Annotated in this window: 4 protein-coding genes and 1 pseudogene; all 5 read left to right on the forward strand. The window is 74.7% G+C overall.

The genetic code is table 11. The features are described 5' to 3' along the window. Positions 1 to 75: 75 nt before the first annotated feature. Complete coding sequence (locus PS271_RS27345) at positions 76 to 1,476, forward strand: lysine N(6)-hydroxylase/L-ornithine N(5)-oxygenase family protein (RefSeq protein WP_398385501.1); 1,401 nt, start codon at positions 76 to 78, stop codon at positions 1,474 to 1,476. Between the two features lie 237 nt (positions 1,477 to 1,713). After that, positions 1,714 to 1,956: a phosphopantetheine-binding protein gene (locus PS271_RS27350; RefSeq protein WP_398385503.1), complete on the forward strand. Its 243-nt coding sequence runs from the start codon at positions 1,714 to 1,716 to the stop codon at positions 1,954 to 1,956. 41 nt (positions 1,957 to 1,997) lie between these two features. After that, positions 1,998 to 2,969 carry an ABC transporter substrate-binding protein gene (locus PS271_RS27355; RefSeq protein WP_398385504.1) on the forward strand — a complete coding sequence of 324 codons (972 nt, stop codon included), beginning with the start codon at positions 1,998 to 2,000 and terminating at the stop codon, positions 2,967 to 2,969. 81 nt (positions 2,970 to 3,050) lie between these two features. After that, the gene (locus tag PS271_RS27360) at positions 3,051 to 16,007 is read left to right on the forward strand and encodes a non-ribosomal peptide synthetase (RefSeq protein WP_398385506.1); all 12,957 of its coding nucleotides are present in this window, start codon (positions 3,051 to 3,053) and stop codon (positions 16,005 to 16,007) included. After that, positions 16,004 to 25,723, forward strand: a pseudogene (locus PS271_RS27365) (non-ribosomal peptide synthetase); the annotation flags it as partial. The gene PS271_RS27360 and the pseudogene PS271_RS27365, both read left to right, overlap by 4 nt. Between the last annotated feature and the right edge of the window lie 10 nt (positions 25,724 to 25,733).

The following is a 25,733-nucleotide window of genomic DNA, read 5'->3' on the forward strand; positions in this document are numbered from 1 at the left end:
ACCTGGCTGAAAAGTTAGGTTAGGCTAACCTAAGCATTCACGTTCTGGGCTGTTCGCAGCCACGAAAGGATGAGCATGTCGGTACGGCGCGGGGATTCCGCACACACGGGGTGCGGCCCCATCGAGGACCTGGTCGGCATAGGCTTCGGCCCGGCCAACCTGGCCCTCGCCATCGCGATCGACGACCACAACCGCCGTAACCCCGGCAGCGAGATCCACGCGGGATTCCTGGAGCGCCAGGAGAGCTTCGGCTGGCACCGCGGCATGCTCATCGAGGGCGCCACCATGCAGGTGTCCTTCCTCAAGGACCTCGTCACCATGCGGGACCCGGGCAGCCGCTTCTCGTTCCTGCACTACCTTCAGGAGCACGGCCGGCTCGCCGACTTCATCAACCAGAAGACGTTCTTCCCCACGCGGGTCGAGTTCCATGACTACTTCGCGTGGTGCGCCGCGGAGTTCGCCTCCGGCGTGGACTACGGCCGGGCCGCGGTTGCCCTGCATCCGGTGCGGGGCGACGACGGCGTCGCGGAGTGCCTGGATGTCGTCTCGCGCGCCGTGCACGGCCCGGCCGACGAGAGCGTCCGCCGCACGCGCAACGTCGTCCTCGGCACCGGCCTCACTCCGCGCCTGCCCGACGGCGTCACCGCCGGCCCGCACGTGTGGCACAACCGCGACCTGCTCTTCCGCGCGGCCGGGCTCGCCGACAGGCCGCACCGCCGCTTCGTCGTCGTCGGCGCCGGCCAGTCCGCCGCCGAGAGCGCCGAATACCTCCACCGCACCTTCCCCGACGCCGAGGTCTGCGCCGTCTTCTCGCGCTACGGCTACAGCCCCGCCGACGACAGCCCCTACGCCAACCGCATCTTCGACCCCGCGGCCGTCGACCACTTCTACGACGCGCCCGAGGACGTCAAGCAGGCCCTTCTCGGCTACCACGCCAATACGAACTACTCCGTGGTCGACGGAGAGCTGATCGAACAGCTCTACCGCACCGCGTACCAGGAGAAGGTCCAGGGCCGCGAGCGGCTCCGCATCCTCAACACCAGCCGGCTCACCGCCGTCGAGGACGTCCCCGGCGGGGCGCGGGCCGTGATCCGCTCCCTCGCCACGGGCGAGGACCTCACGCTCGACTGCGACGCGGTCGTCCTTGCCACCGGTTACCGGCCCGCCGACCCGGGTGAGCTCCTCGGCGACCTCGCCGACGAGTGCCTGACGGATGGACAGGGGCGTCTCCGCATCGACCGCGACCACCGTGTGCTGACCACCGGGCGCGTCCGTGCCGGCATCTACCTCCAGGGCGGCGGCACCGAGCACACCCACGGCATCACGTCGACCCTGCTGTCCACGCTTGCAGTCCGCTCGGGAGAAATCTGCGACTCCCTCGTCCTGGGCCGCACCGAACGGGACGTCCTCGCGGACGGCGGTGCGGGCGCGGCCGCGGGCGCGAGTGCCCTGGCCGGGGCGCAGGGGCGGGCGTGACCGCCCCGGATCCAGCGGCGCGGGCCGCCCGGGATCCGGCGGTACGGGCTGCCGTTGATCCGGCGGTACAGGGGCCCGTCCCGGACTCGGACGGGCGGACTGCCGTCCGCTCGGCCGCGCGGGCCGTCCCAAGCTCGGCCGACCCGGTCCGCTGAGGTCGGCGGCCGAGTGCGCACGCAGGCCCGGTTCGTACGTCCGCTCACCACCCCCGCCCCGCCCCCCCCGAAGGGATCTCCCATGCCTTCCCCCACCTCCTCCCTCACGCTCGACTCCGTTCTGCTCGACGTCGCCGCCGTGCTCGGCGAGGAGCCCGGTGACGTCTCCGTCGACGAGAACCTTCAGGACCTCGGCCTCGACTCCATCCGCGTCATGACCCTCGTCGAACGCTGGCGCGCCGCCGGGAACGACGTCGAGTTCGCCGCGCTCATCGAGGCCACCCCCACCATTCGCGGCTGGCACGAGCACCTGACCGCCGCCTGATCCACTCCCGCCCACCCCCTGCACCACTCCCGAGGAGAACCATGAACACCCGTGCCGCCCGCGGCCGTACCGTCGCCGCACTCGCCGGCGCCGCCGCCCTGCTGACCCTGACCGCGTGCGGCGGCAACGGCTCGGGCGGCAAGGACGAGAAGGACGCCAAGGGCGGCCGGGCGATCGAGGCGAGCAACGGCAAGGTCACCGTGCCCGCCGCCCCCCAGCGCATCGTCAGCATCTCGTACGCCACGGGCGCGCTCCTCGACCTCGGCGTCGAGCCCGTCGGCACCAGCGCCATCGACGAGAACAACCCCATGGAACTGCTGCCCTCCCAGACGGAGCGGGCCAAGAAGATCACGTCGATCGGCTCGGGCATCGAGACCAACATCGAGAAGGTCGCCTCCCTCAAGCCCGACCTGATCGTCGTCGAAGGCGCCGCCGCCTTCGACTGGAACGTCAAGAAGCTCGAAGGCATCGCACCCACGCTCTACTTCGGCATCAAGACCCCCGTCGACCTGCTCAACGCGCAGGAGAAGATCGCCCAGGCCGTCGGCAAGGAGGACGTCTTCACCAAGCTGAAGACCGACTACCGGCAGAAGGCCGACCAGATCAAGAACACCTACGGGGACAAGCTCAAGAGCGTCAACTGGGCCGTCGCCTCCTCCTACGGCAACGGCGAGTTCATCGTCGACACCCGTACGTCGTGGGTGGGCCGCGTCCTCGCCGACGTCGGCGCGAAGTTCGCCAAGGCGTCCGACGACGGCAAGGAGCACGAGGTGACGTACTCCCAGGAGAAGATCGACGCCCTGTCGGACGCCGACGTGATCCTCGTGCCGCGCATGTTCGCCACCGGCGAGGTCCCCAAGGAGGTCAAGGAGCTCCAGGACAAGCCCTCCTGGAAGCTGCTGAAGGCCGCCAAGGACAACCGCGTCCTGCCGGTCACCTACGCCACCACCGACCGCTACGGCACGTCCATCGACGTCCTCGGCCAGATCGAGAAGATCCTCAAGGGCCTGTAGCCGCACGGCCGCCCCCACTCCAGTTCCTACCCCACCCCACCGCACTCCCTCCCCGTACCACGAACGACCCGGAAGGCCGGCATGTCAGAGGTGACCAGCGACGCAGGACGGTTCCTGGAGCTCACGCGAGCCCAGGAGGGAGTGCTGGCGGCGCAGCGGATCGACCCGGACAACCCCGGCTACAACGTCGGCCAGTACGTCGAACTCCGGGGCGCGATCGACGCCGCAGCCCTGGAGGAGGCCCTGCGCCGCACCCTCGCCGAGGCCGACGGCCTGCACGTCCGGCTCGCCGAGCAGGAGGGCCGCACCGTGCTCCGCCCGGTCCCCTTCGACGCCGCGGCCTGGCACCTGCCCCGCCTCGACACCACCGGCGCCGCCTCCCCGGTCGACGCCGCCGTCGCCCTCGTCCGCGACCAGCTCGCCTGCCCGCCGCGCCTGGAGCCCACCGACGGCTCCGGCGCGGCCCCGGCCCTGACCGGCTCCCTGCTGGTCACCGTCGCCCCCGGCCACCACCTGTGGTTCCAGTACTTCCACCACCTCGTCGTCGACGGCTACAGCGTCGCCCTCTTCACGCGCCGCGTCGCCGCCGTCTACACCGCCCTCGTCCGCGGCGAGGCCGTGCCCGCCTCGCCGTTCGAACCCGCGGCCCGGCTGGCCGACGCCGACGCCGCCTACCTCGCCTCGGACAAGCCCGCCGCCGACCGCGCCTACTGGACCGCACGGCACACCGGCCGCCCCCGCGTCACCGGCCTGACCGAGCAGACCGCGCAGGCCTCCTGGTCCTCCCTGCGGCACCGCACGAGCCTGGGCGCCGAGCGCTCCGCCGCCGTCCTGGACTGCGCGGCCGCCGTCCGCGGCACCTGGGCCGAGGCCGCCGTCGCCGCCCTCTCCGGCTACCTGCACCGCATGACCGGCACCACCGACGCCGTCCTCGGCATGCACTTCATGGCCCGCAGCGCGCCCGGCACCATGCGCGTCCCCGGCATGGCCGTCAACGTGCTGCCCGTCCGCCTCTCCGTCCAGGGCACCGACACCTTCCCGGACCTCGTCCGGCGCGCCGCCCGCGAACTCAAGGACGCCCGCCGCCACCAGCACTACCGCGGCGAGGACATCCGGCGCGACCTCGGCCTCGTCGGCAGCGACGACCGGCTCCACGGGCCGATGCTCAACCTCAAGCCCTTCGACCTCGACCTCGACTTCGCCGGCGTCCCCGGACACACCGTCAACCTCGCCTCCGGGCCCGTCGAGGACCTGTCCGTGTCGGTCAGCAAGAGCCCCGACGACGTCCTCCACCTCGAATTCGACGCCAACCCCGCCCTCTACGACGCCGCCGCGCTCGCCGCGCACGCCGAGCGGTGCACCGACCTCATGGGACGCCTCGCCGCCGACCCGGACCTGACCCTTGATCAGGCGCAGCTGCTCGCCGACGGCGAGCACGAGGACGTCCTGCGCACCTGGAACGCCACCGGCCGCGACGTCGCCCCGGCCACCCTCCCCGGCCTCATCGCCGAACGCGCCGCGGCCACGCCCGACGCCACCGCCGTCATCTTCGAGGACGAGCACCTCACCTACCGCGAACTCGACGCGCGAGCCAGGGCGCTGGCCCGTACGCTCACCGCCGCCGGCGCGGGCCGGGACACCGTCGTCGCCGTCGCCGTGCCGCGCTCCGCCGAGCTCATGGTCGCCCTCCTCGGCGTCCTCAAATCCGGCGCCGCGTACCTGCCGCTGGACACCGACTACCCGGCCGAGCGGCTCGCCACCATGGTCGAGGACGCGGGCCCGGTGCGGGTCGTCACCGTCCCCGCCGTCCTCGACCGCCTGCCGCGCGGCGCCCGGGACGTGGCGCTGCTGCTGGACGAGGCGGACGGCGACGGGGGTGACGCCCTTGGCGACGACGTCACGGCTCCCGCCCCCGGCGACCCCGCGTACGTCATCTTCACCTCCGGCTCCACCGGCCGCCCCAAGGGCGTCGTCGTCACCCACCGCGCCATCGTCAACCGCCTCGCCTGGATGCAGCACGCCTACCGCCTGCGCCGGGACGACCGCGTCCTCCAGAAGACGCCCGCCAGCTTCGACGTCTCCGTCTGGGAGTTCTTCTGGGCGCTGTGCGAGGGCGCCACCGTCGTCCTCGCCCGCCCCGAAGGCCACAAGGACGCCGCCTACCTGGCCCGGCTCATCGGCGAACAGCGCGTCACCACCCTCCACTTCGTACCCTCCATGCTCCGCGCCTTCCTGGAGGAGCCCACGGCCGCCGAGGCCTGCGCCGGGCTGCGGCGGGTCTTCTGCTCCGGCGAGGCCCTGCCCGGCGACGTCGTCGACCGCTGGTACACCGCGCTGCCGGACGTGCCCCTGCACAACCTGTACGGGCCGACCGAAGCCGCCGTCGACGTCACGTACCACCGGACGGAGCCCGGCTCCGGCGTCGTACCGATCGGGCGGCCGGTGTGGAACACGCGCCTGTACGTGCTGGACGCGGCCCTCCGGCCCGTGCCGGTGGGCGTGCCCGGCGAGCTGTACCTGGCCGGTGACCAGCTCGCCCGCGGCTACCTCGGCCGCCCCGGCCTGACCGCCTCCCGCTTCGTCGCCGACCCCTATGACGGCGACGGCGGTGGTGCGCGCATGTACCGCACGGGCGACCTCGTCCGGTGGGCGCCCGGAGGCGTCGTCGAATACCTCGGCCGCACCGACGACCAGGTCAAGGTGCGCGGGTTCCGCATCGAACTCGGCGAGATCGAGGCCGCGCTGGAGGCCCTGCCCGGCGTCGCCCAGGCCGCCGTCACCGCGCGGGAGACGGTGCCCGGCGGGCCGCGCCGCCTCGTCGGCTACGCCGTCCCCGCCGCGGGCGCCGCCGCCCTCGACGCCGAGGCGCTGCGCGCCGGGCTGGCCGCGACGCTCCCCGAGCACATGGTGCCGCCCGTGGTGGTGCTCCTGGACGCCCTGCCCCTCAGCCTCAACGGCAAGCTCGACCGCAAAGCCCTGCCCGAGCCCGCCCCCGCCGCGGCCACGTCCTCGCGGGCGCCCCGCACGGAGGCCGAGCGGGTGCTCGGCGCGCTCGTCGCCGACATCCTCGGCCTGGACGCCGCCGGGCCCGACGACAACTTCTTCTCCCTCGGCGGCGACAGCATCTCCGCCATCCAGCTCGGCAGCCGCGCCCGCCAGGCCGGCTGGGGCATCACGCCCCGCGTCGTCTTCGAACGCAAGACGATCGCCGCGGTGGCGGCGGCCGCCGAACCCCTCGGCGGCGGTCCGGCCACCGCCGACCTCCGCGAGGACGCGGAGGGCGTGCTGCCGCCCACCCCCATCACGGAGTGGCTCCGCGAACGCGGCGGCCCGATCGACCACTTCGCCCAGACGACGGCCGTCACGGTCCCGTCGGACCTCGACGGGGAGCGGCTGAGGGACGCCCTCGACGCCCTGACGGCACGTCATGACGCGCTGCGCCTGCGGCTTATACCGGGCGGAGCCACGGGCACCGGGGAGGCGGAGAGGGCCCGCGCCGCGCGTCGCCCGGGCGCACCGTCCGACGGCCGGCCCGAAGGCGGCCCCCGGTCGGCCGAACACTTCGGCTCCGGCGGCTACGGCGGCTTCGACGCCGCCCCCGGGGACTGGTCCACCGAGATCCTCCCCGCCGGATCCGCCCCCGCCGTCACCCTCCACCACGTCGACCTCACCCGTACCCCCGCCGACAGCATCGACCTCGCCGTCGCCCACGAGCGCGACGCCGCTGCCAACCGGCTCGACCCCGCCGCCGGGGCCGTCCTCGCCGCCACCTGGTGCGACCTGGGGCCGGACACCCCCGGCCGGCTCGTGCTCGCCGTGCACCACCTCGCCGTCGACGGCGTCTCGTGGCGCATCCTGCTGCCCGACCTGCGCGCCGCCTACGAAGGCCGCCCGCTCGCCCCCGCGAGCACGCCGCTGCGCCGCTGGGCCCGCGGTCTCCACACCGCCGCCACCAGCGACGCCGTCCGTGCCCAGCTGCCGTTCTGGCGGGAGGTGCTCGCCCCGGGGGCGGGGGCCTTGCTCGGGGAGCGGGCCGTCGACCCGGCCCGGGACACCGCCGGCACGAGCCGCACCCTCCGCCTGACCCTGCCCCCCGAGCGCACCGCGCCGCTCCTCGACCGGGTGCCCGCCACCCGCCGCGCGGGCGTCGACCACGTGCTGCTCACCGGGCTCGCCCTCGCGTTCGCCGGCCGCCGCCGCGACCTGCTGATCCGCATGGAAGGACACGGCCGCCAGGACCACCTCGTGCCCGGCGCCGACACCGCCCGCACCGTCGGCTGGCTCACCAGCGAGTTCCCCGTACGCCTCGACATCGAGAGCATCGAAGGCCTCGGCGACCCGGGCCGGGCGCTCGCCCTCGTCAAGGAGCAGCTGCGGGCCCTGCCCGACGACGGCACGGGCTACGGCCTCCTGCGCCACCTCGACCCCGAGGCACGCGCCGAGCTCGCGGCAGCCCCCGCCCCGCAGCTCCTCTTCAACTACCTCGGCCGGTTCGCCTCCGACGACAGCCTCTGGAGCGCCGCCGGTGACGCCGTCGCGGCGACCGCGGACCCCGCCATGCCCGCCCTGCACGCCCTGGAGATCGGCGCCTTCGTCCACGACCGGCCCGCGGGCCCCGAGCTCACCGCCGTCCTGACCTGGCCGGAGGGCGTCCTCACCGAAGACGCCGTGCGTGCGATCGCAGACCGCTGGTTCCGCGCCCTCGACGCCCTGACCGCCTGCGCCGCGCGCCCCGGCGCCGGCGGGCTCACCCCCTCCGACGTGCCGCTCGCCGGCATCGGCCAGGACGCCCTCGACCGCGTCCAGGCCGCCCGCCCCGGCACCGAGGACGTCCTGCCGCTCTCCCCGCTCCAGGACGGGCTCCTCTTCCACTCCCTCTACGAGACCACCGCCGACGACCTGTACACGTCCGTCACCGGCCTGGACCTCACCGGCCCCCTGGACGCCCCCGCCCTGCGGCGCGCCGTCGACGCCGTCGTGGCCCGCCACCCCGCCCTGCGCGCCGGCTTCGACCACACGAGCGCCGACCGACCCCTCCAGACGATCGCCGGCCACGTCACCGTCCCCTGGACCGTGCACGACCTCACCGGCACCCCGGCCGACGCCCTCGACGCCGCCGTGGACGCCGTCGAGACCGCCGAAGCCACCGCGCCCTTCGACCTCACCCGGCCGCCCCTCCTGCGCTGCGCCCTGCTGCGCACGGGCGACGAGCGGCACCGCCTCGTCCTGACCCGCCATCACATCGTGATGGACGGCTGGTCCACGCCCGTCATGCTGCGCGAGATCATCAGCGCGTACGCGGCCGGCGGCGACGCCTCCGCCCTGCCGCCCGCCGCCTCGTACGCCGATCACCTCGCCTGGCTGGCCCGCCAGGACGACACGGCGCACGCCGCCGCCTGGGCCGCGGCCCTGGGCGGCCTGACGGCGCCCACCCTGCTCGCCGGGACCCTGGCCCACGAGGCCACGGACGGGACGGGCACCCGCGCCGGCGAGGTGGACCTGCCGCTGCCCGCGGACACCGTCACCGCCCTGACCGGCCTCGCCCGCAGCCACGGCCTCACCCTCAACACCCTCGTGCAAGGCGCCTGGGCGGTCCTGCAGAGCCGCCTCACCGGCCGCACGGACGTCGTCTTCGGCGCGACCGTCTCCGGCCGCCCGGCCGACGTGCCCGGCGTGGAGTCGATCGTCGGCCTCTTCAGCAACACCATCCCCGTCCGCTTCACCCTGGACGAGGACGAGGCCGTCGCCGCCGCACTCGCCCGCCTCCAGGAACAGCAGGCGCAGCTCCTCGACCACCAGTACGCGGGCCTCGCCGGCATCCAGGCCCGGGCCGGCCTCGGCACGCTCTTCGACACCCTGCTCGTCTTCGAGAACTACCCGGTCGACCCCGACGAGCTCACCGCCCCCGACCCCGCCGGCGGCCCCGGCCGCCTGTGCGTCACCGGCATCGGCAACCGCGGCGCCACCCACTACCCGCTGACCGTCCTCACCCTGCCCGGCGACGCGCCGCGCATCACCGTCGAGTACCGCCCGGACACCTTCACCGCCGCCCGGGCCGCCGACCTCGGGCACCGCCTGCTGCGCCTGCTCGCCGCCATGGCCGCCCGCCCCGAGGCCACGGTCGGCTCCCTGGACATCCTCGGCCCGGCCGAGCGGCACACCCTCCTGCACACCTGGAACGACACCGCACGCGACGTGCCCGAAGGGACCGTCGTCGACGCCTTCGAGGCCCAGGCGGCCGCCACCCCGGCCGAGACCGCAGTCGTCTGCGGCGGCACCCGCTGGAGCTACGCCGCACTCGACGCCCGCGCCGACGCCGTCGCCCGCCGCCTCGCCGCCCTCGGCGCCGGCCCGGACACGGTCGTGGCCCTGGCCCTGCCCCGCTCGGCGGACCTCGTCTCCGCCGTCCTCGGCACCCTGAAGGCCGGCGCCGCCTACCTGCCCGTCGACCTCGACCACCCGGCCGAGCGCGTCGCCCTGATGCTGGAGGACGCCGCCCCCCTCGCGGTCCTGACGACCCGTCCGACCGCCGGGCTCCTGCCGGCCCTGACCGGCGACGCCTTCACGACGCTGTACGCCGAGGACGGCGCCGAGGGCGTCCCGGACGTCACGCCGACGCGGCCCGCCCCCGGCGACCTCGCCTACGTCATCCACACCTCAGGCTCCACCGGCCGCCCCAAGGGCGTCCAGGTGCCCCACCGCGGCCTGGTCAACATGCTCGACCACCACCGCTCCACCGTCTTCGCCCGCGCCGTCGAAGCCGCCGGCGGCCGCCGCCTGCGCGCCGCGCACACGGCCTCGTTCTCCTTCGACTCCTCCTGGGAACAGCTCCTGTGGCTCATCTGCGGCCACGAACTCCACGTCTACGACGAGGAGCTGCGCCGCGACCCTCAGGCGCTGGCCGCCCGGCTGCGCGCCGACCGCATCGACACCCTCGACGTCACCCCGTCCTTCGGCCGCCAGCTCGTCGAATGCGGCCTGCTGGACGAGAGCGGCGACGGCCACCGCCCCGTCCTCTTCCTCCTCGGCGGCGAAGCCGTCGACGACGCCCTCTGGACGCGGATCCGCGAGACCGACGGCGTCATCGGCCACAACTTCTACGGCCCCACCGAGTACACCGTCGACACCCTCGGCGCCGCACTGGCCGACAGCCCCGCCCCGTCCGTGGGCCGGCCCATCGCCAACACCCGCGTCCACGTCCTCGACGCCCGCCTGCGGCCCGTGCCGGCCGGCGTCCCCGGCGAGCTGTACATCGCCGGCCCCGGCCTGGCCCGCGGCTACGGCAACCGGCCCGCGCTGACCGCCTCCCGCTTCGTCGCCGACCCGTTCTCCGGCAACGGCGAGCGCATGTACCGCACCGGCGACGTCGTGCGGTGGCGCGCCGACGGCACACTGGACTACCTCGGCCGCGACGACGACCAGGTCAAGATCCGCGGCTTCCGCGTCGAGACCGGCGAGGTCGAGGCGGCCCTCACCGCCCAGGAGACCGTCGCCCAGGCCGCCGTCCTGGCCCGCGCGAGCGACACCGGCGTCAAGCGCCTCGTCGCCTACGTCGTCCCCGCCGCGGGAGCCGTCGCCGACCCCGCCGCGCTGCGGGCCGCGCTCGGCGCGCACCTGCCCGAGTACATGGTCCCGTCCGCCGTCGTCGTCCTCGGCGCCCTGCCCCTCAACGTCAACGGCAAGCTCGACCGGCAGGCCCTCCCCGAGCCGGGCACCGCAGACTTCGCCGGCACCGGCGGGCGCGCCCCGCGCGACGAGCGCGAAGCCCTCGTGTGCGGCGCCTTCGCGGGCATCCTCGGCCTGCCCGCCGTCGGCGCCGACGACGACTTCTTCGCCCTCGGCGGCCACTCCCTGCTCGCCACCCGCCTCGTCGGCCGCATCCGTACCGCCCTCCAGGCGGACCTGACCGTCCGTGACCTGTTCGAGGCCCGTACGCCGGCCGCCCTCGCACGCCGTATGCGGCACACCGGCCCCGGCCGGTCCGGCCCCACCGCCCGGCCGCGGCCCCGAAACCCGCACGAGCTGCCGCTGTCGCCCGACCAGGCCCGCCTGTGGTTCCTCCACCACCTCGAAGGCCCCTCCACCGCCTACACCATCCCCTGCTCACTGCGCATCGACGGCACCGTCGACACCGACGCCCTGCGCGCCGCGTTCGCCGACGTCGTCGCCCGCCACGAAGCCCTGCGTACGATCTACCCCGACACCGACGGCCGCCCCTACCAGAAGATCCTCGCTCCTGAGGACGCCCATGTGCCTTTCTCCGTACGGGAAGTGACGCCGCAGGAGCTGGACGCGGCCGTCGCCGCGGCGGGCGCGCACGCCTTCGACCTCGCCGCCGAACCGCCCGTCCGCGCTGTATTTTTCAGCAGCGGACCCGGCACCCACGTCCTGTGCATCGCCCTGCACCACATCGCCGGCGACGAGTGGTCCGAAGGCGTCCTGCTGCGCGACCTCGACACCGCCTACGCGGCCCGCCGCCGCGGCGAGGCGCCCGCGTGGGCCCCGCTGCCCGTGCAGTTCGCCGACCACACCCTCTGGCAGCGCGACATGCTCGCCGACCCCGCGGGCAGCGACCGCCTCACCGCGTACTGGACCGAGCGGCTCGCCGGCCTGCCCGACGAGCTGCGCCTGCCCGCCGACCGGCCCCGCCCGGCCGAGCCGAGCGGCCACGGCGGCGCCGTCCGCCTGCGCCTGCCCGACGAGCTGCACGAGGCCCTGCGCGACTACGCGCACCGCACCGGCACCACGCCCTTCATGGTCACCCAGGCGGCCGGCGCCCTCCTGCTCGGCGCCCTCGCCGGCACGCACGACGTGGCCCTCGGCACGCCGGTCGCCGGCCGCTCCGACGAGGCCGTCGAGAACGTCGTCGGCTTCTTCGTCAACACCCTCGTCCTGCGGCACGACCTGTCCGGGGCGGACGGAGGCGGCGCGCCCACGTTCGACGAGCTCGTGCTGCGCGCACGGGAGACGGTCCTGGGCGCGCTCGCCCACCAGGACCTGCCGTTCGACCGGCTCGTCGAGATCGCCGCCCCCGAGCGCTCGCTCGGCCGCCACCCCCTGTTCCAGGTGATGGTCCAGCACCGCAAGGAGGCCGCGGGCCTGGACCGCCTCCTCGGCGCGCGCACCACGCTGCTGCCCGACCCGCTGCACGCCGCCCGCTTCGACCTCGCCTTCACCTTCGTGGAGTCCGCCGACGGCACGCACACCGACCTGACGGTCATTCACGCCCAGGACCTGTACGACCGTGAGACGGCCGGCCTGCTCGGCGACCGCCTCCTGCACGTCCTCGGTCAGTCCCTCGCCGCGCCCGGCCGCCCCGTCGACCGCGTCGACGTGATGAGCCCGCGCGAGCACCGGGCCCTGGCGGAGGAGTGGAACGCCACGGACCGGGCCGTGCCCGGCGGCACGCTCGTCACCCGCTTCGCCGAGCGCCTGGCCGCCGCGCCCGGCGCCACCGCCGTCGTCTTCGAGGGCCGCGCCCTCACGTACCGCGAACTCGACGCCCTCGCCGGGCGCCTGGCCCGTACGCTGGCCGCCGCCGGCGCGGGACCGGACCGCGTGGTCGCTGTCGCCGTGCCGCGCTCGGCGGAGCTGATGGTCGCCCTGCTGGCCGTACTGAAGTCCGGCGCCGCCTACCTGCCCCTGGACCTCGACTACCCGGCCGAGCGGCTCGCCTACATGATCGAGGACGCGGCACCGGTGTGCGTGGTCACTGCCGTGGCCGAGGCGGAACGCGTCCCGGCGACCGGCGGCGTCCCGATCGTCCTGGTGGACGGGGCGGCCGAGCCGGCCTCGCAGGGCATTGCCGTGCGGCCTACGGCCGGGTCGGACGGTGCCGCGTGGGTGGCGGGCGATTCCGGTGCGCCGGATACGGTGCTGAGGGCGACGAACGGGGTCGGCAGCGCGACGTCGCCGGCGGGCGATCGCGGTGCGCAGGGCGGCAGCGCGCCGCTGTCCGTGGCCGGATCCGCCACCGCCGCGTTGCCGGCGGGTGTTTCCGGGGCTCAGGACGGCGTCCCGCAGGACGCCGCAACAGTTCCCGTGGCCGGATCCGCCACCGGCGCATCCCTGGCAGGTGTTTCCGGCGTCCAGGATGGCGCCGGCCCGCTGCCCGCAGCCGGGCCCGGGCACGCCGCGTACGTCATCTACACCTCCGGGTCCACCGGGCGCCCCAAGGGCGTCGTCGTCAGCCATCGCGCCATCGTCAACCGTCTCGACTGGATGCGGGAGACGTACGGTTTCGGGCCGCAGGATCGGGTTCTTCAGAAGACTCCGGCCAGTTTCGATGTGTCCGTGTGGGAGTTCTTCCTGCCGCTGGTCAGCGGCTCCGCTGTGGTCCTCGCGCGGCCGGGCGGGCATCGCGAGCCCGACCACCTGGCGGAACTGGCCGCACGCTCCGGCGTCACCGCCGCGCATTTCGTGCCGTCCATGCTCACTGCCTTCACTACGGCGGCGGAGCAGGACGAGGCGATCCGTACGGGCTTCGGCGGCGTGCGTCGTGTGTTCTGCTCGGGCGAGGCTCTGCCGCCTGCTGCCGTGGACCGGTTCGCGGCGCTGTGGCCGGACATCGAGCTGCACAACCTGTACGGGCCGACCGAGGCCGCCGTCGACGTCACGTACCACCGGGCCGAACCCGGTGCCGACGTCGTCCCGATCGGCCGCCCGGTGTGGAACACGCGCCTGCACGTCCTGGACGCCGCCCTGCGCCCCGTCCCGGTGGGCGTCCCCGGCGAGCTGTACCTCGCCGGTGACCAGCTGGCCCGCGGCTACCTGAACCGCCCGGGCCTGACCGCCTCCCGCTTCGTCGCCGACCCGTTCTCCGACAACGGCGAGCGCATGTACCGCACGGGCGACCTCGTACGCCGCCGCCCGGACGGTGCGGTGGAGTACCTGGGCCGTACCGACGACCAGGTCAAGATCCGCGGCTTCCGCATCGAACTCGGCGAGATCGAAGCTGCCCTGACCGCCGTGCCCAACGTGACACAGGCTGCCGTCACCACCCGCCCCCTGGCGCCCGGCGGCGCCCCGCAGCTCGTCGCCTACGCCGTCCCCGCCCCCGGGGCGGCACCCGACGCGCGGGCACTGCGCGAGGATCTGGCCGGGCGCCTGCCCGAACACATGGTGCCCGCCGTCGTCACCCTGCTGGACGCGCTCCCGCTGAGCGTCAACGGCAAGCTCGACCGCAAGGCGCTCCCCGAGCCGGCCCGCGCCGCCGTCGCTGCCCGCCCGGCCGTACCCGCCCCCGCCCGCGGGGGCAGCCCGGCCGCGGCCATGGCCCGGGTGTTCGCCGAGATCCTCGGCCTGCCCGAAGTCGGCGAGGACGAGAACTTCTTCGCCCTGGGCGGCGACAGCATCGTCTCCATCCAGCTCGTCAGCACCGCCCGCAAGGCCGGCTTCACCATCGCCGCCAAGGACGTCTTCCAGCACCCCACCCCGGCCGCCCTGGCCGCCGCGGGCCGCCCCGCGGACCAGGAACCCGCGGCACCCACGGCCGTAGACGAGGACGGCGAGCTCCCGCCGCTGCCCGTCGTGCACTGGCTGCGCGAACGCGGCGGCTCCGTCGACCGGTTCAACCAGTCCGTCCTCCTCACCGTCCCCGCCGGCCTGCGGCCCGGCCCGCTCCGCGAGGCCCTCGCCGACCTCGCCCGCAACCACCCCGCGCTGCGGCTCCGCCTGGACCGGACCGGCGGCCTGTGGACCCAGGAGATCCTGCCCGCCGCCGAGGCGCCCGCCATCACCGACCCGGCGACCCTGCGCCGCGCCGACATCACCGGCCTGGACGCGACCGCCCTGCACGACCTGCTCACCAAGGAGGCCGACGCCTCCGCCGCCGCCCTCGACCCCGGCAGCGGCACCGTCCTGCGTGCCCTGTGGTGCGACGCGGGCCCCGGCGCCGACGGCAGGCTGCTGCTCACCGTCCACCACTTGGCCGTCGACGGCGTCTCCTGGCGCATCCTCGTCCCGGAGCTCGCCGACGCCTACGCCGCCCGCGCCGCGGGCCGCGCGCCCGCCCTCGAACCCGAGGCGACCGGTCCGCGCGCCTGGGCCGCGCAGCTGCTGCACCACGCCCACACCCGTACCCGTACCGCCGAAGCCGCCTACTGGCGCACCGCGCTGGCCGGGCCGCAGGCCCCGCTCTCCCGCACCGCCGCCGACCCGCGCCGCGACACCACGGCGACCCTGCGCACCCTGCGGATGGCCCTGTCCGCCGACCGCACCGAGCCCCTGCTGACCGCCGTGCCGCAGGCCTTCTCCGCCGGCGTGGACGACGTCCTGCTGGCCGGGCTCGCCCTGGCCGCCGCCGACGTGCGCCGCACCACGGACCCCGGCCTGCCCGTCGCGCACACCGGCACCTTGCAGATCGACCTGGAGGGCCACGGGCGCGGCGGCAGCGACGGCCTCCCCGCCGACCTCTCCCGCACCGTCGGCTGGTTCACCACCGTCCACCCCGTACGCCTGGACGTGAGCGGCGTGGACCTCGCCGACGCCCTGGCCGGCGGCCGGCAGGCCGGGGCGGCCCTCAAGCAGGTCAAGGAACAGCTCCGGGCCGCCCCCGACCGCGGCCTCGGCTACGGGCTGCTGCGCCACCTCAACGCGCAGACCGCACCCGCCCTGGCCGCCCTCCCCGGCTCGCAGCTGCTGTTCAACTACCGCGGCCGCACCGACCACGGAGCCACCGCCACGGCCGGCGCCCGCCCCTGGGCGTTCGCCCCGGACGCGGAACGCGCCGCCGTCGCCGAGGGCGCCGCACCCGACGCCGCCATGCCCGCCCCGTACCCCCTGGAGATCGACGCCGTCGTCCGCTCCGGCGCCGCCGGGCGGCCCGAGCTGGCCGTCGAATGGAGCTGGCCGCAGGCCCTGTTCACCGAGGAGCAGGTCGCCGCCCTGGCCACGCGCTGGTTCGACGCCCTCGACGCGCTCGCCCGGCACGCCGCCGCACCCGACGCGGGCGGCATCACGCCCTCCGACGTCCGCCTCGTCTCCCTCGACCAGGCCCGCATCGACCGCCTCGAATCCCGCCTGCGCAGGCGCCGATGACCACCCGGCCCGGCACGTACGAGGGCCCGGCCGCCCACCCCCTCCCCGCCCGCGAACCCGCCGCCCATTCCACGACCGAGAGCGCCGCCATGACTGACTCCACCGACCTGAACCCGGCCGACGACTCCGGCGCCGGATCCGCGCTCGAGGACGTCTACCCGCTGTCCTCCCTCCAGGAGGGCCTGCTCTTCCACGCCGTCTACGACGACGGCTCCCGCGACGTCTACGTCGTCCAGTCCCACCTCGACCTCGCCGGACCCCTCGCCACGGCCGACCTCGCCGCCGCCACCGACGCCCTGCTGCGCCGCCACGCCAACCTGCGCGCCGGGTTCTGGTACGACGACGGCGAGGACCCCGTCCAGTTCGTGCAGCGCCAGGTGGACACGCCCCTGCGCGAGCTCGACCTCACGGCGCACGAGCCCGGCGACGACCGCGACCGGGCCGTGGCCGCCGCCATGGACGAGGACTGGAACCACCGCTTCGACCTCGCCGAACCCCCGCTCCTGCGGCTGACCCTGCTGCGCCTTGCCCCGGACACCGCCCGGCTCGTCGTCACCTGCCACCACCTGCTCCTCGACGGCTGGTCCATGCCGATCCTCGTGCGGGAGCTGCTCACCCTCGTCGGCTCCCGCGGCGACCTCGCCGTGCTGCCGCCCGTCCGCCCCTACCGCGACCACCTCGAACTGCTCGCGACCCGGGACGCCGACGCCGCCCGGCGCGCCTGGGCCGCCGCCCTCGACGGCATCACCGAGGCCCACCCCGTGGCCCCGGGCGCGAGCCTCGGCGCCGCCGCCGAACCGGCGGACGCCGAGGCCGAGGCCGGCCCGGAACTGACCGCCGCCCTCACCGCCGCGGCCCGCGCCCGGGGCCTGACCCTCGGCAACGTCCTGCACACGCTGTGGGGCGTCCTCGTGGGCTCCCTCACCGGTGCCCACGACGTCGTCAGCGGCACCACCGTCTCCGGCCGCCCCGCGGACCTGCCCGGCGCCGACACCATGGTCGGCCTGTTCATCAACACCCTCCCGGTCCGCGTCCGCCTGGCACCCGGCGCGACGCTCGCCGCGACCGCCGCCGCCGTCCAGGCCGAGCAGGCCGCCCTGATGGACCACCAGCACCTCGGCCTGGGCGGCATCCAGCGCCTGACCCCCGTCGAAGGCCCCCTCTTCGACACCCTGCTGGTCGTGGAGAACTACGCCGGCAGCGACGACGTCTCCGGCACCCTCGGCGCGGCCGCGGCCACCGGCGGCCTGAAGGTCACCGGACTCGGCGCCCGCGACGCCACCCACTACCCGCTGACCATGCGCGTCCTGCCCGGCGGCGACACCCTGCGCCTGGAGCTCGGCTACCGCACGGACGTGTTCGACCACGCGGCCGCCGAACGCATCACCCACCGCTTCCTGCGACTCCTCACCCTCTTCGCCGAGGCCCCCGAGACGCCCCTGGCCCGCCTCGACCTGCTGCTCCCGGACGAGCGCCGGGCCCTGGCGGGGGAGTGGAACGCCACGGACCGGGCCGTGCCCGGGGGCACGCTCGTCACGCGGTTCGCGGAGCGGCTGGCGGCGACGCCCGACGCGACGGCGGTGGTCTACGAGGACCGCGAGCTGACATATCGCCGGCTTGATGAGCAGTCAGACGCGCTGGCCGGCGAGCTCGCCGCCGCCGGTGCCGGGCCCGACCGGATCGTCGCGGTGGCCGTGCCGCGCTCGGCCGAGCTGATGGTGTCCCTGCTGGCCGTGCTCAAGTCCGGCGCCGCCTACCTTCCGCTGGACCTCGACCACCCCGCTGAGCGCCTGTCCGGGATGACCGACGACGCTGCACCCGTGTGCGTGCTGACCGTGGAGGCCGAGCAGGACCGGCTCTCCTGGCTCCGGGACGTGCCCGTCCTCCTCGCCGACGCCCCCCGCGCGAGCACCGCGCCGCCCGTACAGGCCGCCGCGGGCCCGCAGCACGCCGCGTACGTCATCTACACCTCCGGGTCCACCGGGCGCCCCAAGGGGGTGGTGGTCACCCATGAGGCGATCGTGAACCGCCTGGACTGGATGCGGGAGACGTACGGTTTCGGGCCGCAGGACCGGGTTCTTCAGAAGACTCCGGCCAGCTTCGACGTGTCCGTGTGGGAGTTTTTCCTGCCGCTGGTCAGCGGTGCCGCGGTGGTCCTCGCGCGGCCGGGCGGGCACCGCGAGCCCGACTACTTGGCGGATCTGGCCGCACGTTCCGGCATTACGGCCGCGCATTTCGTGCCGTCCATGCTCACTGCCTTCTCTACGGCGGCGGAGCAGGACGAGGCGATCCGTACGGGCTTCGCGGGCGTACGTCGCGTGTTCTGCTCGGGCGAGGCGCTGCCTGCCGCGGCCGTGGACCGGTTCGCGGCGCTGTGGCCGGGCATCGAGCTGCACAACCTCTATGGGCCGACCGAGGCCGCCGTCGACGTCACGTACCACCGTGCCGAACCCGGCTCCGACGTGGTACCGATCGGCCGCCCGGTGTGGAACACCCGCTTGCACGTCCTGGATGCCGCCCTGCGCCCTGTACCGGTGGGCGTCCCCGGCGAGCTCTATCTCGCCGGCGTCCAGCTGGCCCGCGGCTATCTGAACCGCCCGGGGCTGACGGCCGCCCGCTTCGTCGCCGACCCGCACGCCAACGGCGAGCGCATGTACCGCACCGGCGACCTCGTACGCCGCCGCCCGGACGGCGCGGTCGAATACCTCGGCCGCACCGACGACCAAGTCAAGGTCCGCGGCTTCCGCATCGAACTCGGCGAGATCGAGGCCGCGCTGACCGCCCTGCCCGGCCTGGCCCAGGCCGCCGTCCTGGTCCGCGCCACCCCGGCCGGCGCCCAGCATGTCGTCGCCTATGTCGTCCCCGCCGCCGGCACCTCCCCGGACGCCGGCGCGCTGCGCGACGCGTGCGCGGCCCGGCTGCCCGAGTACATGGTCCCGTCCGCCTTCGTCACCCTCGACGCCCTCCCGCTCGGCGTCAACGGCAAGCTCGACCGCGCTTCCCTGCCCGACGCCCTCCCGGACGTCGCCGCGCCCGCCGCCGACCGCGCACCGGCCACCCCCGCCGAAGCCACGCTGTGCGCCCTCTTCGCCGAAGTCCTCCAACTCCCCGCCGTCGGCGTCCACGACGACTTCTTCCGGCTCGGCGGCGACAGCATCATCTCCATCCGCCTCGTCGGCGCCGCACGCACCGCAGGCCTCGCCCTCAGCCCGCGCGACGTCTTCGAAGCACGCACCCCCGCCGCCCTGGCCGAGCGGGCGGACCGCACGCCCGCCGCCGACACCACCGGCCCGGCGATCGCCGCCGAACTGCCCGAGCCCACCGAACAGGACCTGGCGGCCGTCCGCGCCGCCGCCCCCGACTCCACCGCCGTCTGGCCGCTCTCCCCGCTCCAGCAAGGCCTGCTCTTCGAAGCCCTCTACGACGAGGACGCCCTCGACGTCTACACCTCCCGTGACGTCGTCACCCTGCGCCGCCCCGTCACCGCGGACATCCTGCGCACCGCGGTGACCGCCGTCCTCGACCGGCACCCCAACCTGCGCGCCGGCTTCCTCCACGACGGGCTCGACCGCCCCGTCCAGTTCATCCCGGCCACCACGACGGTGCCCGTCACCGAGACCGACCTGCGCGCCCTCACCCCGGAGGCTGCCGGCGCCGAACTGCGCCGGCTCCGGGACGCCGAGGCCCGCACCCGCTTCGACCTCGCCGCCCCGCCCCTGGTGCGCCTGGCCTCCGTCCTCACCCCCGACGGCCGCCAGCACATCCTCGTCACCCACCACATGCTGCTGTGGGACGGCTGGTCCACCGGCCTGTTCCTCCAGGAGCTCCTGGCCTGCTGCCAGGCGCTGGCGGTCACCGGCGCCCTGCCGCAGCCCGGCCCGGACGAGGACCCGTCCCACCGGCCCCTGGCCTACCGCGACTTCCTCGCCTGGCTCCACACCCAGGACACCGCCGCCGGCGAAGAGGCCTGGCGCTCCGCCCTGGCCGGCGTCGACGAGCCCACGCTCATCGCCCCGCAGGCCCGCGAGCGAGCCGCCCTGCTGCCCGAGCAGCACGACACGGAGCTGACGGCCGCCCAGACTTCTCGCCTGACCGGTTACGCCAGGACCCACGGCCTCACGCTCAACACCGTCCTCTCGGGCACCTGGAGCCTGCTCCTCGCCGGTCTGACGGGCCGCCAGGACGTCGTCTTCGGCACCACCGTCTCCGGCCGCCCGGCGGAGCTGACGGGCATCGACCGCACCATCGGCATGTTCCTCAACACCGTCCCCGTACGGGCCCGGCTCGACCGGAACGAGACGGTCGTCGCGTACCTGACCCGCCTCCAGGACGAGCAGGCGGCACTCCTGCCGCACCACCAGCTCAGCCTGGGCACCATCCAGCGCGCCGCCGGGGCGGGCCGCCTCTTCGACACGCTCCAGGTCCTGCGCAACACACCCGTCGACCAGGACGAGCGCGACCGCATCGGGGAGGCCCTCGGCGTGGACGACGTCACCGACGTGGACGCCACCCACTTCCCGCTGATCTTCGCGGCCAACCCGGGCGAACGGCTCGGCTTCGAATGGAAGTTCCGCCCCGACGCGTTCGACCGCACGACGGTCGAGGAGCACGCGGGCCGCCTCGTCGCCCTCCTGGAGCAGATCACCGCCGACCCCGGCGTCCTCGTCCGCAGCCTCGACGTGCTCACGCACGAGGAGCGGGGCACGGTGCTGGGGGAGTGGGCGGACACGGAGCGCGAGCTGCCGGACGCCTCCGTCGCCGACCTGCTGGCGGAGAGGGCGGCGACCGTGCCCGACGCGGTGGCGCTGGTGGCGGGCGAGCGCACGTGGACGTTCGCCGAACTGGACGCTCAGGTCAACCGCCTGGCCCGGCTGTTCCTCGCCCGCGGCGCCGGCCCCGACCGGGTCGTGGCGCTGGGCCTGCCGCGCTCCCTGGAGATGGTGGCGGCACTCTTCGCGGTCCTGCGGGCCGGGGCCGCTTATCTGCCGCTGGAGCTGGACTATCCGGTGGATCGGCTGGCTTACATGGTTGAGGAGACCGCCCCGGTCGTCCTCATCACGGACTCGTCCGTACGCGACCGCATGCCGGCCGTGGACGGCGTTCCCCGCGTGGAGCTGGACGACCCCGCGGTGGCCGCCGAGCTGGCCGGACTGCCCGGCGGACCGGTGGACGCGCGCGTCGACCTCGACGCCGCCGCGTACGTGATCTTCACGTCCGGTTCGACGGGCCGCCCCAAGGGCGTCGTCACGCCCTACCGCGGCCTGACCAACATGCAGCTCAACCACCGCGAGGCCATCTTCAACCCCGTGGTGGAGGCGGCGGGCGGCCGCCGGTTGCGGATCGCGCACACGGTGTCGTTCTCCTTCGACATGTCGTGGGAGGAGCTGCTGTGGCTGGTCGAAGGACATGAGGTCCACGTCCTGGACGAGTCGCTCCGTCGCGATGCCGAGGGTCTGGCCGCGTACTGCGCCGAGCAGGCCGTGGACGTCATCAACGTGACGCCGTCGTACGCCCAGGCGCTGGTGGAATGCGGTCTGCTGGATGAGGGGCGCCACCGCCCGGTGCTGGTCCTGCTCGGCGGCGAGGCCGTCCCCGAGGCCCTCTGGACGCGCCTGAAGGAGACGCCGGGGCTCCTGGGCTACAACCTCTACGGTCCGACCGAGTACACGATCAACACCCTCGGTGGCGGCACGCTCGACAGCGACACCGCGACCGTCGGCCGCCCCATCTGGAACACGCGGGCGCACGTCCTGGACGCGTGGCTGCGCCCGGTCCCGGTAGGCGTCCCGGGCGAGCTGTACGTGTCAGGCGTCGGCCTGGCGCGCGGCTACCTGAACCGGCCGGGCCTGTCGGCGGGCCGCTTCGTTGCGGACCCGTTCGGTGAGCCGGGGGCCCGGATGTACCGCACGGGCGATGTCGTGCGGTGGCGGCGGGACGGGTTGCTGGACTTCCTGGGCCGGGCCGACGACCAGGTGAAGATCCGCGGCTACCGCGTCGAGCCGGGCGAGATCGAGGACGCCCTGACGGCTCATCCGGCCGTCGTCCAGGCCGCGGTCGTGGTTCGCGAGGACACGCCGGGCGTCAAGCGACTCGCCGCCTACCTCGTCCCCGCGCCCGTAGACGGCGTTGACGTCGCTGCCATACGTCGCTCGCTCGCCGACTCCCTGCCCGAGTACATGGTCCCGTCGGCGTTCGTCGTGCTGGACGGGCTGCCGCTGACCGTCAACGGCAAGCTCGACCGCAGGGCCCTCCCCGCGCCGGACCTCGCCGGGACGGGAGCCGGCCGCGCCCCCGCGAACGCTCGCGAAGAGCAGCTGTGTGCCCTGTTCGGCGAGGTGCTCGGCACCGGCCCCGTCGGCCCCGACGACCACTTCCTGGACCTCGGCGGCCACTCCCTGCTCGCCACCCGCCTCGTCAGCCGCATCCGTACGGCCCTCGGCGTCGGCCTCGCCGTCCGGGACCTTTTCGAGGCCCCGACCCCCGCGGCGCTCGCCGAACGCACCGCGGGGGAGACGGCGCAGGAGCGGCCCGCGCTCGTACGCCGCGAGCGCCCCGCCGAGCCGCCCCTCTCGCACGCCCAGCGCCGCATGTGGTTCCTCCAGAACCTCGACGGCTCCGGCGCCACGTACAACGTCCCGCTCGTCGTCCGTGTGAACGGCGCGCTCGACCTGGACGCGCTGCGGCACGCCGTGGCCGACGTGACCACCCGTCACGAGAGCCTGCGCACCGTCGTGGGCGAGCACGAGGGCCGCCCCGTCCAGTGCATCCTCGACGCGCCGGACCCCGCCGCCGCCCTGCACGTCGCCGCCACCACGGAGGAGACGTTGCAGGCCGACGTGGAGTCCGCCGTCCGCCACGGCTTCGACCTCGCGCGCGAACTGCCCCTGCGCGTCACCGTGCTGGAGATCGGCCCCCGGGACCACGTCCTGGTGCTGCTCTTCCACCACATCGCCGGCGACGAGTGGTCGATGCTGCCGTTCGTCGACGACATCACCACCGCGTACACCCGCCGCGCGGAAGGCCGTGCCCCCGACTGGCAGCCGCTGCCGGTGCAGTACGCGGACTACGCGCTGTGGCAGCGCGACCTGCTGGGCGATCCCGCGGACGAGCACAGCCTGCACAGCCGCCAGACGGCGTACTGGAAGCAGGCCCTGGCAGGGCTCCCGGAGGAGCTCGCCCTGCCCACCGACCGCCCGCGGACGCAGACCACCGGGGCCGGGCTCCGGGGCGGCACCGTACGGGCCCAGGTGCCGCCGGCCGTCTACCGCGGGCTGCGCGACGCCGCCGCGGCCACGGGCACGACCACGTTCATGGTCCTGCAAGCGGCCGTCGCCACCCTGCTGCACCGGCTCGGCGCGGGCGACGACATCCCCCTCGGCGCGCCGGTCGCGGGCCGCGCGGACGCCGCCCTCGACGGGCTCGTCGGGTTCTTCGTCAACACCCTCGTGCTGCGCAACGACCTGTCCGGCGACCCGGCGTTCACCGAGCTCCTCGGCCGCGTCCGGGAGCGCGACCTGGCGGCCTTCGCCCACCAGGACCTGCCCTTCGACAGCCTCGTCGAGGCCGTCAACCCGCCGCGCGTCCCCGGCCGCCACCCGCTGTTCCAGGTGATGCTCGGGTACCGCAACAGCGACGGCGAGGCCCGCCGGCTCCTCGGCCTGGAGAGCCGCATCCTCCCCTTCGAGCTGGGCGCGGTGAAGTTCGAGCTCGACTTCAACTTCGAGGAGACCCCCTCCGCCGAAGAGATCGACATCGCCTTCGAGTACGCGGCCGGCCTCTACGACCGCTCCACCGCCGAGGCCCTCGTGGAGCGCCTGCTCTCCCTCCTCGCCCAGGTGGCCGAGGACCCGGCCCGCCGCATCGGCTCCCTCGACGTGCTCACGGAAGAGGAGCGGGGCGCGGTGCTGGGGGAGTGGGCGGAGACGGGGCGCGAGCTGCCGGACGCCTCGGTCGCGGACCTGCTGGCCGACCGGGCCGTCCGTACGCCGGACGCGGTGGCGCTGGTGGCGGGTGACCGGGTGTGGTCGTTCGCCGAGCTGGACGCACGGGTGAATCGTTTCGCCCGGCTGCTGACGGCGCGGGGAGCGGGTCCGGAGCGCGTGGTGGCGCTCGGTCTGCCGCGCTCGCTGGACATGGTGGCGGCACTGTTCGCCGTGCTGCGCACCGGGGCCGCTTATCTGCCGCTGGAGCTGGACTATCCGGTGGATCGGCTGGCTTACATGGTCGAGGAAACCGCTCCGGTCGTTCTGCTCACGGACTCCACGGCGCACGACCGCATGCCGGTCGTGGACGGCGTTCCGCGCGTGGAGCTCGACGACCCCGCCGTGGTGGCGGAGCTGGCCGGGCTGTCCGAAGGTCCGGCGGGCGTGCGGGTGGATCTCGATGCCGCCGCGTACGTGATCTTCACGTCCGGTTCGACGGGCCGTCCGAAGGGCGTTGTCACGCCCTACCGCGGCCTGACCAACATGCTCCTGAACCACCGCGAGGCGATCTTCAACCCTGTCGTGGAGGCGGCGGGCGGCCGCCGGTTGCGGATCGCGCACACGGTGTCGTTCTCCTTCGACATGTCGTGGGAGGAGCTGCTGTGGCTCGTGGAGGGGCATGAGGTCCATGTCCTGGACGAGTCGCTGCGCCGCGATGCCGAGGGCCTGGCCGCGTACTGCGCCGAGCAGGCGGTCGACGTCATCAACGTGACGCCGTCGTACGCCCAGGCGCTCGTGGAATGCGGCCTGCTGGACGAGGGGCATCACCGCCCGGTGCTGGTCCTGCTCGGCGGCGAGGCCGTCCCCGAGTCGCTCTGGACCCGGCTCTGCGAGACGCCCGGCCTGATGGGCTACAACCTCTACGGTCCGACCGAGTACACGATCAACACCCTCGGTGGCGGCACGCTCGACAGCGACACCGCGACCGTCGGCCGCCCCATCTGGAACACCCGGGCTTACGTGCTCGACACGCGGCTGCGCCCGGTGCCCGTCGGGGTCCCCGGCGAGCTGTACGTGTCCGGTGTCGGCCTCGCGCGCGGCTACCTCGGCCGCCCCGGGCTGACTGCCGGCCGGTTCCTCGCCGACCCCTTCGGCGCGGCGTTCGGCGAGCCGGGGGCCCGGATGTACCGCACGGGTGATGTGGTGCGGTGGCGGCGGGACGGGTTGCTGGACTTCCTGGGCCGGGCCGACGACCAGGTGAAGATCCGCGGCTACCGCGTCGAGCCGGGCGAGATCGAGGACGCGCTCACGCACCTGCCGTCCGTGGCCCAGGCCGCGGTGGTGGTCCGCGAGGACACCCCGGGCGTCAAGCGACTCGCCGCCTACCTCGTCCCCGCGTCCGCGGACGGCATCGATGCCGCCGTCATCCGCCGCTCGCTCGCCGATTCGCTCCCGGAATACATGGTCCCGTCGGCGTTCGTCGTGCTGGACGCGCTGCCGCTGACCGTCAACGGCAAGCTCGACCGCAAGGCCCTCCCCGCGCCGACCGCGGCCGACATGGCTGCCGGCGGCACGGGCCGCGCCCCGCGCGACGTGACGGAGAAGACGCTGTGCGACGTCTTCGCCGATGTGCTCGGGCTGCCCGAGGTCACCGTCGACGACGGGTTCTTCGACCTCGGCGGGCACTCGCTGCTGGCGATGACGCTCGTGCTCCGTATCCGCGAGGCCCTCGGCACCGGCGAGGCCGGCCCGGGCATCGCGGACCTGCTGGCGGGGCCGACCGTCGCCGAACTCGCCGCTCGTG

The organism is Streptomyces sp. SCA2-17 (genome assembly GCF_044336695.1).